We start from the raw sequence: 12,631 nt of genomic DNA on the forward strand, positions 1-12,631 counted from the left end.
CTTAAGCGAGGCTTAAACGCGCCTAAATAACTGCGCTGAGGCGATCCGACGCTGCTTAAGACTCTTTTAAGCGATGCCACGTACGCTTCATCTCATTCCAAAGCCTCTTTCTCCAGTCAGGAGTACACGATGAACGCGAAAACCTTGTCCCGCAGCGCTGTTGCAGTGGCTGTCGCCGTGGCGCTTTCCGCCGGCTATGTGGCGGGGCATCGCGACGTGCCCGCGCCGCAGGTGATCACGCCGGCGCAGGCCGCGATGATGCCTGCTGAAGCCGCCGCAAAGACCGGCATCCCCGATTTCTCGGGTCTGGTCGAAACTTACGGCCCGGCCGTCGTCAACATCAGCGCGAAGCATGTGGTCAAGCAGGCGGCCTTGCGCGGCAACGGCGGTAATGGCGCCAACAGCGGCAACCAGTTGCCGATCGATCCGAGCGATCCCTTCTATCAGTTCTACAAGCGCTTTTTCGGCGGTGTGCCGGGCATGCAAGGCGGCGACGGCAGCGACGGCGGCGACGCGCCCGATCAACCGAGCGCGAGCCTGGGCTCGGGGTTCATCGTCAGCAGTGACGGCTACATCCTGACCAACGCCCATGTGGTGGACGGCGCGAACGTGGTTACCGTAAAGCTGACCGACAAGCGTGAATTCAGGGCGAAAGTGGTGGGTGCCGACAAGCAGTCCGACATTGCCGTGCTGAAGATCGACGCAAGCAGTCTGCCGACCGTGAAGATCGGCGATCCGCGTCAGAGCAAGGTCGGCCAGTGGGTGGTCGCGATCGGCTCGCCTTACGGGTTCGACAACACGGTGACCTCGGGCATCATCAGCGCGAAGTCGCGTTCGCTGCCGAACGAGAACTACACGCCGTTCATCCAGACCGACGTGCCGGTGAATCCGGGTAACTCGGGTGGACCGCTGTTCAACTTGCAGGGCGAGGTGATCGGTATCAACTCGATGATCTATTCGCGCACGGGCGGCTTCCAGGGCCTTTCGTTCGCGATTCCGATCAATGAAGCGATCAAGGTCAAGGACGACATCGTCAAGACCGGTCATGTGAGCCGCGGACGCCTCGGCGTCGCGGTGCAGGGCATGAACCAGACACTGGCCAATTCGTTCGGCATGCAAAAGCCGCAAGGCGCGCTTGTCAGCTCGGTCGATCCGAGCGGTCCGGCCGCCAAGGCCGGTTTGCAACCGGGTGACGTGATTCTGTCGGTGAACGGTGAACCGGTTGGCGACTCGTCGGATCTGCCGTCGCAGGTCGCGGGTCTGGCGCCGGGCAGCTCCGCCACCGTGCAGGTGTGGCGCGACAAAGCCACCAAGGATCTGAAGGTGACGATCGGCTCGTTGTCGGATGCCAAGGTGGCTTCGGACAAGGCCGATCAGCCGGCTCAGTTGCAAGGCCGGCTCGGCGTGGCGGTGCGGCCGCTGACGCCGGAAGAAAAGAGCAGCGCGTCGGTGTCGCACGGTCTGCTGGTGCAGCAATCGGGCGGCGCGGCTGAAAGCGCCGGCATCCAGCCGGGCGACGTGATTCTGGCGGTGAACGGCCGGCCGGTCACGAGCGTGGATCAGTTGAAGCAGATGATCGCCAGCGCGGGCAACAGCATCGCGTTGCTGATCCAGCGCGATAACGCGCAGATCTTCGTGCCGGTGGATCTCGGCTGAGGAGCGGCGGATCGGTGAGTCGGTCGGCGTGTTGGCGGCTTGAATGATCGCGTGGTCGATCGTTTGGCTGGCACGTTGACTGGTTGACCGACACAGCGGATCGCCTGGTCGCCGTTCTGACTGACGCACTGGCCGATCTTGCCCGGAAATTGAAGCAACGCTTGCCGGTCCTTGCATTTACTGCTGCTGGACCGGCATTTTTTTCGTCTATCCGAAGCTATGAGGAAGGGCGCTCCGCGCCGTGTAGCGCGGTGCAGCAGCGGTTTCCAGACGACGCGACTTGTCAGGTGGCACGCAGGTTGCGTCTGCCTTGGTCCGGGTCCATCGACGGACACGGACGACAAGGACCTTAATAAGGAGCGAACCGATGAAAACCCAACGCAATCAGCGAAGGATCGTAGCCGCCGCGGTATGCGCAGCGCTCACGCTCGGTCTGGCGGGTGGCGCTTATGCACAGGCGAGTGACGTGACGGGCGGCAGCACCGCCGACGAAAGCAGCGCGGGCAACGCCAACGGTGGCGGCCTGCCGCAAATCCAGCAGCAAGGCGACGTCTCGTTCGTATCGGGCGGCGTCGGCCTTGACGAATCGAAAGCACTGCAGCAGGCACAAAGCCAGTGGCCGTTGTCGCTGCGCTTCACCGGACCGGGTTCCGATTTTCTGGCCGACGTCCACGTGCGCGTGGTCGACGCGCACGGCGGCGAAGTGTTGAGCACCACGTCGCGCGGGCCGTACATGCTGGTCAAGCTACGGCCGGGCCGTTACACCGTGCATGCGCAATACAAGGATCGCGACCAGAGCAAGCCGGTGACGATCCCGGCCAAGGGCACCGCCAAGGCGGCCTTCTATTGGAATACGCAGTAAGCGGCTTGGCTGTTTGAGCGGTGTCGGGCGAAACCCCTCTCCGGCACTCAGGAAGGCCGCGCAATCGGCGGAAGTTTGGCCGATAATGAAGCCACGGGCGCGCCCCGTGGCTTTCCTGTTTGTACTTTCGCACACGAGCTGCACAACGAGTTGCACACCGAGTTGGACATCATCACGGAGCCGAGACATGAGCGATGCCTTGACACCTCACGGAAGCCCCGGCGCGAGCATGGGCGGGCATACCATCGGCATATCCGGCAACAATCACCGGGTGCGCGTGATCCATGGCGGTGTGACCATGGCCGACACCCAGGCAGGCCTGACGCTCACCGAAACCGGTCTCGCGGACGTGTTCTATTTTCCGCGTGGCGACGTGAACATGGCACGCCTCGAACGCTCAACGCATACTTCGCACTGCCCGTTCAAGGGCGACGCGTCGTACTTCCATCTGCGCACTGAAGACGGTCTGATCGAAAACGCCGTCTGGAGCTATGAGGCGCCGTTCGAGGCGGCCGCACAAATAAAAGGGTATCTCGCGTTTTACGCATCGCGCGTCGACCGTATCGATCAGACTTCCTGACCGGTTGTCGCGCGTTCATCGGGGAGGCTGGTATGGAATTGAACGACGCGTTACGGATTCCACTTGCGCCGTCCGAGGTTTGGGACGCGTTGCAGGACCTCGCCCTATTGCGTGCCAGCCTCGACAACTGCGAGTCGTTCACCCGGCTTAGCCACGGCGAATATGCGCTTGCCATGACCGTGCCGCTCGGGCCGTTGCGCGCGCGTTATGAAGCGCGGGCTCACGTGGCCGGCCAGGATTCCGGGCCGGCGGACGCGCAGCGCCGCACCATCAACTTCAAGGCGCGCGCCGAAGGCATCGGCGCGTTACGCGGGCAGATCGAAGTGAAGTTGCGCGCGGAGGACGGCTCGCATGGCATCGGCAGAGAGCGGAGCACGCGGATCGATTACACGATCTGGGCGACCTCGTCCGGACCGCTCGCCGAATTGCCCACGCGTCAGCTCGAAAACGCGCTGCACCAGCTGGCCGATGATTTTTTCGACGAGTTCGGTGCGGTCGTTCGTGCCAAGCATGGGCAAGGGCCAAATCGCGCGCGGGCGGCGTCACGCCGGCAGCACGTGTTTCTGCGCCCGATCACGCTCGGCGGTGTGGCTCGGCGTACTCGCATCGATCATGGCAACGCGTTGAGCGGGCGGGCGGCGAGCGCGTCGCATGGGGCGGCCCATGGTGTGTCGCACGGCGTCTCGCATCGCGAGCCCGGTGCGCACGCGGTTCCGAACTGGGCGTGGGCGGCGATGATTTTTCTGGTGGCGCTGCTGTTGTATGTGGCGCGCTGGATCAGCGAACACTGACTTGGCGAACACGGACGAGTTGGGGTGGCTGCATCCCACAGCCAGAGGCGCCGCTGTCGCGCTGACGCGACTACGAAATCCTGGTGGAACGCTACGAAACGTCGTTGACCAGATGGCGTTGGCGGCCCTCGAACGGTTTGTCGGGTCTCCTTTATCTCTCCGACACTCGCCATCCTCTCCCGCTCAAACCAAAGTTATCGAGCGCTTTCGCGTGCTCACACGCCGGAAACTTCCGCCGCCATGCGGACGGCGAAGTGCGGAACGCCTCCGTGAAGTGTTGCCGGAGCGACGCGGTCGAGCCGAAACCCGCAATTCCCGCGATCGCTTCCACTGATTCGTCCGTGCTTTCCAGCAACTGCTGCGCGCGGGCGAGCCGCTGCGCCAACAGCCATGCGCCGACGGTCGTGCCGGTGGCCAGCCGGAAGCGCCGCGTAAACGTGCGGCGGCTCATCAGCGCGTGTTCGGCGAGCGTGTCGAGCGTATGCGGCGCATCCAGATGCCCGCCTACCCACTCGAGCAGACAGGACAGGCGGTCGCCGCGCACGTTCGGCGCCACCGGTTGCTGAATGTACTGCGCCTGGCCACCCTGCCGATGCGGCGGCACCACCAGCCGGCGCGCGACATAGTTTGCCGCCTGCGCGCCGCACATCTTGCGCAGCACATGCAGGCAACAGTCGAGACCGGCGGCGGTGCCGGCCGAGGTCAGCACATTGCCGTCGTCGACGTAAAGCAAGTCAGGATCAAGCCGCACGCGCGGATAGCGGCGCGCGAAGTCGTCCGCCCATGCCCAGTGGGTCGACGCCGGCCGCTCGTCGAGAATGCCGGTGCACCCGGTAGTGGGCTCGCGCCCGCACGATCACTATGTGGAGAAGTCGCTGCCGAGCGCTTACGCCGGCACCGATCTGGGTGGCTGGCTTGCCGCGCGCGAGATCGACACGCTGACGGTGATCGGCTACATGACCCACAACTGCGATGAGTCGACCATCTTCCACGCGGTGCACGACGGGCTGACGGTCGAATTCCTGGACGATGCGACGGGCTCGGTGCCCTATGAGAACAGCGCGGGTTTTGCGAGTGCGCAGGACATTCATCGGGTGTTCAGCGTGGTGTTGCAGTCGCGCTTCGCGGCCGTGGCGAGCACGGAACAGAGGATTGCGGCGGTGAAGAAGGGGGCGTCGCTCGAACGCAGCAATATTTACGCGTCGAACCAGAAGGCGCGGGCGAGCCACGCGGCCGCCTGAGGCCGCTGCATGGGTCTGGTGGAAGGCTTAGGCAGAGGCCTGCTGCAAAGACCTACCGGAAAGACTCGCTGGAAAGATCTGCTGCAAAGGCATGCCGAAAAGGTCTGCGGTAAGGATTCGTTGTTAAGACCCGCGGCGGAGCCGTGTCGTAAAGACCGGCATGCGTCAACAAAAGCGGGCGGCTTGCGCGAATGCACACCCGCCCGCTGTTTCGTGGCCACGCTAATTATTCAGCTAGCGGACCGCCGCTTTCCCCCTGGCGCAACGCCGGACTCAGCCGCAGCGCATCGAATATCCCGGCGACCATTTGCTCCGCGTGCTTGCCGAAATCGGTTGCCTCCGGCAGAAACAGCATGTCGCGCAGCGATCCGCTGACGAACGCATGCACCATTGCCGCCGCGATGCTGGTGTCGAGATCGGCCGGCATTTGCCCTTTGGAGATGGCATTGCGCAGACCGCCTTCGACCTTCTTCAGCCCTTCTCGCATATTGGTCTGATAGCGGACCATCACCGGTCCCATCTCCTCGACCAACTCGCACTTCAGAAACAGGATGTCGAACACCCGCCGGCGGCGCGGGTCGTTGGCCGTGTCGCGCAGGCAGACCGTGCAGATTTCCATCAGCCGCCCAAGCGGGTCGGGCTCGTTGGGATCGAGCGAAGCGGCCTTGAGTTCATCCAGCGGCAGCAGCACGCGGTCGAACATTTCCGTAAACAGATCGCTTTTATGGGCGAAATGCCAATAGATGGCGCCACGCGTGACGCCGGCCGCCTGCGCAATGTCGGCGAGAGACGTGCGCGACACGCCTTTCTCGAAGAAAACCCGTTCGGCTGCGTCGAGAATGCTGTTCCGCGTCTCCTGCGCCTCTTCTTTGGTTCTTCTGACCATAGCTGATGTTACCTGCCCTGATTGTGGGGTTTTCCCGAGCGGTTTTAAATACGCTCGATGACAATCTGTCTACCGTTAACCAAATTGCGAATCGATCTTGCGGGCCCCCTGCCAGCCAGAGAAGGAAATGCACTTTTACATGCATTCATGGATGTATATATAATAGCATCCCAGGATCGGATAGCCCAAGCCGTGACGACCGGTTAATATCCGTCACTGTTGCCTTTCAAAACGCTCTTGCGCCGTGCCCCAAAGGGCTGCGCCGTGCGGCATTTCCCGGGTTTGGCGCAGTTTGCTCAGGTGCCCCTGCAGCTTCGGTTTGCATCCACGGGCTTCCGGTCACGCGTCGCAAGACGCATGTGTGCGCTGTCGTCCCCGGGGTAGGGATGCGCGCACTTTTTCATTCTCAGTCTTAGACAGAGGTCGCTCCATGCGCGTCGAACGGGTTCCATTCCGCTTAATCAGTGCCGCGACGGCTGCCGTATTGCTGGCAGCGTGCGGACCAAAACAATCGGCGCCGCCGCCGCAAACGCCTGAAGTTGGCGTTGTCACCGTCCAACCCACAGCTGTGCCCGTTGTCACCGAATTGCCGGGCCGCACCAGTGCCTTCCTCGTCGCGCAAGTCCGCGCACGGGTCGACGGCATCGTGCTGCGCCGTGAATTCACCGAGGGCGACCAGGTCAAGGCCGGCCAGCGTCTGTACAAGATCGATCCGGCGCCCTATATCGCGACGTTGAACAACGCGAAGGCAACGCTCGCGAAAGCCCAGGCCAACCTTGCGACCACCACCGCGCAAGCCAGCCGCTACAAGGTGCTGGTTGCCGCGAACGCAGTCAGCAAGCAGGACTACGACAACGCGGTTGCCGCTGAAGGCCAGGCCGCGGCCGACGTTGCCGCCGGCAAGGCAGCGGTCGACACGGCGCAGATCAATCTCGGCTATACCGACGTGACCTCGCCGGTGTCGGGCCAGATCGGCATCTCGCAAGTCACGCCGGGCGCTTACGTGCAGGCGAGCGCCGCCACGCTGCTGGCCACGGTCCAGCAACTCGATCCGACCTATGTGGACCTGGTGCAATCGAGCCTCGACGGACTGAAGCTGCGCCGCGACGTCCAGGAAGGCCGTCTGAAGACGAGCGGCCCGGACGCCGCCAAGGTCTCGCTGATCCTCGAAGACGGCCGCACCTATTCGGAAAAGGGCAAGTTGCAGTTCACCGACGTGACGGTCGACCAGGGCACCGGTTCGGTCACGGTTCGCGCGATCTTCAAGAACGCGGACAAGGTATTGCTGCCGGGTATGTTCGTGCGCGCCAGGATCGAAGAGGGCGTCAACGAAAACGCGCTCGTCGTGCCGCAAGTGGGCATCACGCATGACCAGAAGGGTCAGCCGACCGCGCTGGTCGTGGGCCAGGACAACAAGGTCGCATTGCGTCAGCTGGTGACGTCGGGCACGTACGGTTCGAACTGGGTGGTCGAGAGCGGCCTGAAGCCCGGTGACCGCGTGATTGTCCAGGGCACCGACAAGGCGCGCCCGGGCCAACAGGTCAAGCCCGTTGCCGCGCAACTTCCCGCCACACCCGCTTCCGACGCATCCGCTCAGGGTGCGCCGGCCGCCAGCGGTGCTGCGCAGACGGCTCAACCTGCCTCTGCTGCATCGGGCGCGTAATAACAGGGAGCCCGCCTCATGGCAAAGTTCTTTATTGATCGCCCAATTTTTGCATGGGTGATCGCCATTATTCTGATGCTCGCGGGTATCGCGTCGGTGTTTACATTGCCGATCGCTCAATACCCGACGATCGCCCCGCCGGCCGTGCAGATCAGCGCAACGTACCCGGGCGCATCGGCGAAGACGGTGGAAAACACCGTCACGCAGGTGATTGAGCAGCAGATGAGTGGTCTTGACCACTTGCTGTATCTGTCGTCCACGTCGGACGACTCGGGTACGGCAACCATCACGCTGACGTTCGCAGCCGGCACCAATCCTGACATCGCGCAGGTGCAGGTGCAGAACAAGCTGCAGCTCGCCACGCCGCTGTTGCCGCAAGCCGTGCAGCAGTTGGGCACCAAGGTCACGAAGTCGAGCAGCAGCTTCCTGCTGGTGATGGCGTTCGTGTCCGAAGACGGCAGCATGAGCAAGTACGACCTGGCGAACTACGTCGCGTCGAACGTCGAAGACCCGGTCAGCCGGATCGACGGTGTGGGTACGGTGACGCTGTTCGGTTCGCAGTATGCAATGCGGATCTGGCTGGACGCGAACAGGCTGACCAACTTCGGCCTCACGCCGGTGGATGTGGAAACGGCGCTGACCAACCAGAACGTGCAGGTCGCGGGCGGTTCGCTCGGCGGCACGCCGTCGGTGCCGGGTCAGGTGCTGCAGGCAACCATTACGGAAGCCACGCTGTTGAATACGCCTGAACAGTTCGGCAACGTGCTGCTCAAGGTGAACCCGGACGGTTCGCAAGTCCGCATCAAGGACGTGGCGCGCATCGAACTCGGTGGCGAAAACTACAACTTCGACACCAAGTACAACGGTCAGCCGACGGCCGGCTTCGGTATTCAGCTCGCCACGGGCGCTAACGCACTGGCCACGGCCAAGGCGGTGCGCGCGAAGGTCGCGGAATTGTCGAAGTACTTCCCGCACGGCCTCGTCGTTCAGTATCCGTACGACACTACGCCGTTCGTGCGCCTGTCGATCGAAGAAGTGGTCAAGACGCTGCTCGAAGGTATCGTGCTGGTGTTCCTGGTCATGTACCTGTTCCTGCAGAACCTGCGCGCCACGCTGATCCCGACGATCGCCGTGCCGGTGGTGCTGTTGGGTACGTTCGCGATCATGGGTCTGGTGGGCTTCTCGATCAACACGCTGTCCATGTTCGGGCTCGTGCTGGCGATCGGCTTGCTGGTGGACGATGCGATCGTGGTAGTGGAAAACGTCGAGCGGGTGATGCAGGAGGAGGGTTTATCGCCTCGAGATGCGACCCGCAAGGCAATGGACCAGATTACCGGCGCACTGGTCGGCGTGGCGCTCGTGCTGTCGGCGGTGTTCGTGCCGGTGGCATTCTCGGGCGGTTCGGTCGGGGCCATTTACCGGCAGTTCTCGCTGACGATCGTGGCGGCGATGGTGCTGTCCGTGCTGGTCGCGTTGATTTTGACGCCGGCCTTGTGCGCGACGATTCTCAAGCCGATCGAAAAGGGCCACGAGGAAAAAACCACCGGATTCTTTGGCTGGTTCAACCGCACCTTCAACAAGAGCCGCGACAAGTATCACTCGGGCGTGCACCACGTGATCAAGCGTTCGGGCCGTTGGCTGATCATCTATATGGTGGTGATCTTCGCGGTCGGCTTGCTGTTCGTGAAGTTGCCGAAGTCGTTCTTGCCTGACGAAGACCAGGGCACGATGTTCGTGCTGGTGCAAACACCGTCCGGCTCGACGCAGGAAACCACGGCGCGCGCGCTGAAGGACGTCTCCGACTACCTGCTCAACACCGAAAAGAGCATTGTCGAATCGACCTTCACGGTGAACGGCTTCAGCTTCGCCGGCCGCGGCCAGAACGCGGGTCTCGTGTTCGTGCGGATGAAGGACTACGCGGAGCGTCAGCACTCGGATCAGAAGGTGCAGGCGCTGGTTGGCCGCCTCTTCATGCATTTCTCGGGCTACAAGAACGCGCTGGTGTATCCGGTCAATCCGCCGTCGATTCCCGAACTCGGCACGGCCGCGGGCTTCGACTTCGAACTGCAAGATCGCGCGGGTATCGGCCACGAAAAGCTGATGGAAGCACGCAACATGCTGTTGGGCATGGCGGCGAAAGACCCGACGCTGGCTCAGGTGCGTCCGAACGGCTTGAACGATACGCCGCAGTTCACGGTCAACATCGACCACGAGAAGGCTTCGGCGCTTGGCGTGTCGTTGTCGGCGATCGACCAGACGTTCTCGATCGCGTGGGCGTCGCAGTACGTGAACAACTTCCTCGATACCGATGGCCGGATCAAGAAGGTGTATCTGCAGGGCGACGCACCGTTCCGTATGAAGCCGGAGGACCTGAACGCCTGGTACGTGCGTAATACGGCCGGTGGCATGGTGCCGTTCTCGTCGTTCGCCAGCGGCACGTGGACCTACGGTTCGCCGAAGCTTGAGCGCTACAACGGTATTTCGGCAGTGGAAATCCAGGGTGCGGCAGCACCGGGCAAGTCGACCGGTCAGGCTATGACGGCCATGGAAGCACTCGTGGCGAAGCTGCCGGCGGGAGTCGGTTACGAATGGACGGGTCTGTCGCTGCAGGAGCGCCAGTCGGGTTCGCAGGCGCCGATTCTGTACGGTATCTCGATCCTCGTCGTGTTCCTCTGTCTCGCGGCGCTGTATGAAAGCTGGTCGATCCCGTTCTCGGTGATCATGGTGGTGCCGCTCGGCGTGATCGGCGCACTGCTGGCCGCTACGCTGCGCGGGCTCGAGAACGACGTGTTCTTCCAGGTGGGTCTGTTGACCACGGTGGGGCTGTCGGCGAAGAACGCGATTCTGATCGTGGAATTCGCCCGCGAGTTGCAGCAGGGTGGAGGGATGGGGCCGGTCGAGGCCGCGCTGGAAGCCGCGCGTCTGCGGTTGCGTCCGATCCTGATGACCTCGCTCGCGTTCATTCTCGGCGTGATGCCGCTCGCGATCAGTAACGGCGCGGGCTCGGCCAGCCAGCACGCAATCGGTACCGGCGTGATCGGCGGGATGTTGACCGCGACCTTCCTCGCGATTTTCATGATCCCGATGTTCTTTGTCGTGATCCGCGCGAAGTTTGGCGGCGAGAAGGAAGACCCGGATGAGGCGCTCGAACACTATAACCAGCACCATCCGCATGATCCGCAAAGTGGCGGGTCGGCCGGCGGGTCGACTGATCAAGGCTCGGGCAAGGACGGACATTGAGATGCAAAAACACTCTTTGATTGCAGTGGCGGTTGCGCTGTTCGCCGCGGGTTGCACGATGGCGCCGAAGTACCAGCGCCCGGCCGAACCTGTGACGAGCACCTTCCCGGCCGGCGGCGTGTACGACACGCAGCCGGGCGCGACCCAACCGGGCACCGGGTCAGCGGGCACGTCGATCGCGGCGCGCAGCGCCGGCGGTCAGGCGGCGGTCGATATCGGCTGGCGTGATTTCTTTGTCGATCCGCGCATGCAGCGGTTGATCGAGATCGCGCTGAAGAACAACCGCGATCTGCGTGTGTCGGTGCTGAACATGCAGGCGTCGGCGGCGCAGTTCCGCATCGTGCGTGCGGGGCTGTTCCCGACGCTCGACGCCGCGGTTTCGCAAAGCAAGCAGCGCACGCCGAAAGACCTGTCGTTCTTCAACCAGACGATCACGAACACGTACTCCGTCGGTCTGAATGCCTCGTGGGAAATCGACTTCTTCGGGCGTATCCAAAGTCTGAAGGACCAGGCCTTGGCGCAGTACCTCGCCACGGCACAGGCTCGCAAGGCGGCGGAAATCTCGCTGGTATCGCAAGTCGCGGATCAGTACCTCACGGTGCTCGAGCTCGACGATCTGCTGACGGTGACGCAGAACACGCTGAAGACGTCGCAGGAGTCGTATCGGATCGCCAAGCTGCAATTCGACAACGGCACGGGTTCGGAACTCGATTTGCGCCAGGCGCAAACGGTGGTCGAACAGGCCAACGCGAACCTGCAGGCGCAAGCACGTCTGCGGGCTCAGGGTGAGAACGCGCTGGTGCTGTTGATCGGCGAGCCGTTGCCTGCCGATTTGCCGCCGGGTCTGGCGCTCAACGACCAGAATCTCCTCACGGATATTCCGGCCGGTTTGCCGTCCGATCTGCTGACGCGTCGTCCGGACATCATGGAGGCCGAACAGAATCTGCTGGCGGCCAACGCGAACATCGGCGCGGCACGTGCGGCGTTCTTCCCGAAGGTCTCGCTGACCGGCAGCTTCGGCACGCTGAGTCCGTCGCTCGGTGGCTTGTTCAAGCCGGGTTCGGCGGCGTGGAGCTTTGCGCCGACGATCACGCTGCCGATCTTCGAGGGCGGTCAGAACCTGGCTAACCTCGATCTCGCCAACATCCAGAAGAAAGTCCAGATCGCCACGTATGAAAAAGCGATCCAGACGGCCTTCCGCGAAGTGGCGGACGGACTGGCGGCACGCGGCACATACGACCAGCAGATCCAGGCGCTCGAGCGCAATACCTTTGCCGAACAGCGTCGACTGGATCTGTCGAATCTGCGTTATACGAACGGCGTCGACAGCTATCTGTCGGTGTTGACCGCGCAGACCGATCTGTATTCGTCGCAGCAGTCGTTGATCACCGCGCGAATGCAGCGTCTCCAGAACCTGGTCGATTTGTATCAGGCATTGGGCGGCGGCTGGATCGAGCATGCCGGCGAGCAACCGCGTCCCGCGGATGCCCCGGTCGACTACGGTGCGGCAAGTGCGCCGGTGGCGGCTTCGGCGGCCACTGCGGGCTGAACTCGCAGAAGGGGCGCGGCGGGGTCTGGTTTTACGCCCGCCGTGCCGCTTGACTCGACGTAAGAAAAAAACGCCACGGCATGCCGTGGCGTTTTTTTGCGCAGAGCGCGGGCGATCTCAGCGGCCATGTTGCCTAAGCGGCATCTGTGATTCGGAGGACCGC

Annotated in this window: 8 protein-coding genes and 2 pseudogenes; 8 read left to right on the forward strand and 2 right to left on the reverse strand. The window is 63.0% G+C overall.

Features of this window, described 5'->3' with window-relative positions; genetic code table 11:
• Positions 1–129 precede the first annotated feature (129 nt).
• From QOC89_RS08385 to QOC89_RS08400, 4 genes are all read left to right on the forward strand, one after another.
• A complete protein-coding gene (locus QOC89_RS08385) occupies positions 130–1,656 on the forward strand; it encodes a DegQ family serine endoprotease (protein ID WP_323044598.1) in 1,527 nt (508 codons plus the stop codon).
• Positions 1,657–2,023: 367 nt separating this feature from the next.
• Complete coding sequence (locus QOC89_RS08390; RefSeq protein WP_323044599.1) at positions 2,024–2,518, forward strand: carboxypeptidase regulatory-like domain-containing protein; 495 nt, start codon at positions 2,024–2,026, stop codon at positions 2,516–2,518.
• Between the two features lie 187 nt (positions 2,519–2,705).
• Complete coding sequence (locus tag QOC89_RS08395; protein ID WP_323044600.1) at positions 2,706–3,098, forward strand: DUF427 domain-containing protein; 393 nt, start codon at positions 2,706–2,708, stop codon at positions 3,096–3,098.
• A 32-nt stretch (positions 3,099–3,130) separates the two neighbouring features.
• The gene (locus QOC89_RS08400) at positions 3,131–3,889 is read left to right on the forward strand and encodes a CoxG family protein (protein ID WP_323044601.1); all 759 of its coding nucleotides are present in this window, start codon (positions 3,131–3,133) and stop codon (positions 3,887–3,889) included.
• A gap of 226 nt (positions 3,890–4,115) precedes the next feature.
• Here the strand turns inward: QOC89_RS08400 and QOC89_RS08405 are convergent.
• Positions 4,116–4,712 (reverse strand): annotated as a pseudogene (locus QOC89_RS08405) (helix-turn-helix domain-containing protein); the annotation flags it as partial.
• Position 4,713: 1 nt separating this feature from the next.
• Between QOC89_RS08405 and QOC89_RS08410 the strand changes: the two are divergent.
• A pseudogene (locus QOC89_RS08410) lies at positions 4,714–5,130 on the forward strand (isochorismatase family protein); the annotation flags it as partial.
• Between the two features lie 226 nt (positions 5,131–5,356).
• Here the strand turns inward: QOC89_RS08410 and QOC89_RS08415 are convergent.
• Positions 5,357–6,016 carry a TetR family transcriptional regulator gene (locus QOC89_RS08415; RefSeq protein ID WP_323044602.1) on the reverse strand — a complete coding sequence of 220 codons (660 nt, stop codon included), beginning with the start codon at positions 6,014–6,016 and terminating at the stop codon, positions 5,357–5,359.
• Between the two features lie 430 nt (positions 6,017–6,446).
• Between QOC89_RS08415 and QOC89_RS08420 the strand changes: the two genes are divergently transcribed.
• Genes QOC89_RS08420 through QOC89_RS08430 form a run of 3 tightly spaced genes read left to right on the forward strand, consistent with a single transcriptional unit; the run spans position 6,447 to position 12,468 of the window.
• Positions 6,447–7,679, forward strand: a complete 1,233-nt coding sequence (locus QOC89_RS08420) for an efflux RND transporter periplasmic adaptor subunit (RefSeq protein ID WP_323044603.1) — start codon at positions 6,447–6,449, stop codon at positions 7,677–7,679.
• An 18-nt stretch (positions 7,680–7,697) separates the two neighbouring features.
• A complete protein-coding gene (locus QOC89_RS08425; RefSeq protein WP_323044604.1) occupies positions 7,698–10,919 on the forward strand; it encodes an efflux RND transporter permease subunit in 3,222 nt (1,073 codons plus the stop codon).
• A 1-nt stretch (position 10,920) separates the two neighbouring features.
• Positions 10,921–12,468 (forward strand): efflux transporter outer membrane subunit, encoded by a 1,548-nt coding sequence (locus tag QOC89_RS08430; RefSeq protein WP_323044605.1) that lies wholly within the window; start codon positions 10,921–10,923, stop codon positions 12,466–12,468.
• Positions 12,469–12,631: the final 163 nt, after the last annotated feature.

Source organism: Paraburkholderia sp. (assembly GCF_034668105.1).
GTDB lineage: Bacteria > Pseudomonadota > Gammaproteobacteria > Burkholderiales > Burkholderiaceae > Paraburkholderia.

What these genes read in the sequence shown, in the direction of transcription:
- QOC89_RS08385 (WP_323044598.1), top strand. Translation starts at nt 130, where the DNA reads ATGAACGCGAAAACCTTGTCCCGCAGCGCTGTTGCAGTGGCTGTCGCC.
- QOC89_RS08390 (WP_323044599.1), top strand. Translation starts at nt 2,024, where the DNA reads ATGAAAACCCAACGCAATCAGCGAAGGATCGTAGCCGCCGCGGTATGC.
- QOC89_RS08395 (WP_323044600.1), top strand. Translation starts at nt 2,706, where the DNA reads ATGAGCGATGCCTTGACACCTCACGGAAGCCCCGGCGCGAGCATGGGC.
- QOC89_RS08400 (WP_323044601.1), top strand. Translation starts at nt 3,131, where the DNA reads ATGGAATTGAACGACGCGTTACGGATTCCACTTGCGCCGTCCGAGGTT.
- QOC89_RS08415 (WP_323044602.1), bottom strand. Translation starts at nt 6,016, where the DNA reads ATGGTCAGAAGAACCAAAGAAGAGGCGCAGGAGACGCGGAACAGCATT.
- QOC89_RS08420 (WP_323044603.1), top strand. Translation starts at nt 6,447, where the DNA reads ATGCGCGTCGAACGGGTTCCATTCCGCTTAATCAGTGCCGCGACGGCT.
- QOC89_RS08425 (WP_323044604.1), top strand. Translation starts at nt 7,698, where the DNA reads ATGGCAAAGTTCTTTATTGATCGCCCAATTTTTGCATGGGTGATCGCC.
- QOC89_RS08430 (WP_323044605.1), top strand. Translation starts at nt 10,921, where the DNA reads ATGCAAAAACACTCTTTGATTGCAGTGGCGGTTGCGCTGTTCGCCGCG.